The organism is Alteromonas sp. McT4-15, from assembly GCF_020515205.1.
Lineage (GTDB): Bacteria > Pseudomonadota > Gammaproteobacteria > Enterobacterales > Alteromonadaceae > Alteromonas.
The window spans coordinates 1-1,329 of the sequence record NZ_JAJALG010000099.1; the positions used below are offsets into that span (position 1 = coordinate 1).

Below are 1,329 nucleotides of genomic sequence, written 5' to 3' on the forward strand. Positions count from 1 at the left end.
GATGGCAGAATATTGGAAGGTAACCCACCGCCACAGACCATATAATATAATACCTGTAGCGTTCTATGTTACTTTAGAGGGGAAAATCCCTAGAACCCCCCATTTGTTGCCCTCATCTTCCCAATAATCAGCGTTGGTATAACCACCGTCCTCGACGAACGCGAGAAACTCGCCATTGCTTACAAGGTATTTTGCCGCACTAAACGCTTTTACTTTTTCTTGTTGATTACCGTACTCGTTGTCCCAACCATAGTATTCGCCGTCCCACGACTTTGAACTTGTGACTGTTGTCGCTGGCACGTTTATCAAGCCATTTTCGGGTGTGCTATTGGTTGTAAAGGTTGTACACCTAGGCCAATTTTCATTTTGCTTTACCGAACTAACAGGAAGTTGTCTAATTAATACCGACGAGGTTTCAAGGTGAATACGCTCATGTTCAATGCCCATAATTACTGGCCACATGGGGCTTTCCCAGTTAATAGGCATACTGAATGATAATGTGTCGATGAGGTCGCAAACCAGTGTTCTCACTTGATTTCGGTATGCACGTACCGCTTCAACACTTGGCCAATCATAATTGTCATCGTTCAAGTCATCCCAACTCATTTCATCGACGCCTATGGCGAACAATGATTCGAATTTAGGATTAATCCGCTCGTTTATCGCTTTAGCCAAAACTAATTTATTTATGAAAAAGGTTGCGGTATGTCCAAAGTAGAAAATAAGTGGGTGCCTTAGCTTTTCTGGCCGCTCGTAAAAGGCATCGTCATTGGCCAAACATGAAAAAAGTGATTCGTAGGTATCGAATGAATCAAGAAAATACGCTTTAATTTCAGCGCGCTTTTGATCTACGGTTCCCTTCCTTAGGTTGAGCGTGGGCATTGCTTGCATACTATCCTCTCGGGTTCTCTGATTTTCTTACTGCTGATGACGCCGAAAACCAAAGATTAACAGCGGATAGGAAGAATTAGTCTCAGCAGTACGGCTTAACTAGTAGCAAATCTATTTATTTTTATCAGGCTTCAGTGAATAAAACACTATATATACATAGACTTTATGATGAAATGCAGTTTAGTTACAAAATAGAGACAGGATGAGATCAGATTTTATTTCATATGAAAGCTAAAACCTTAAGGTCTGGTGGGCTAGCAATGGGCTTCTCACCCTCACTCATTCATACTTTTCTTAACGTATAAAAAAAACCGCAACAATGTGCGGGTTTCTCGAAAATGGCGGAGAGTGAGGGATTCACTCGCGCCGTCCATGGCGCTCGCCCTACGGGCAACCTTCGGTTGTGCAAAACGGCATTCCTGCCGTTTTGTCGAACAA

1 pseudogene is annotated in these 1,329 nt (G+C 42.7%); it reads right to left on the minus strand.

The annotated features are described in order from the left end of the window. Positions 1 to 99: 99 nt before the first annotated feature. Positions 100 to 891 (minus strand): annotated as a pseudogene (locus LHL20_RS20925) (DinB family protein); the annotation flags it as partial. Positions 892 to 1,329: the final 438 nt, after the last annotated feature.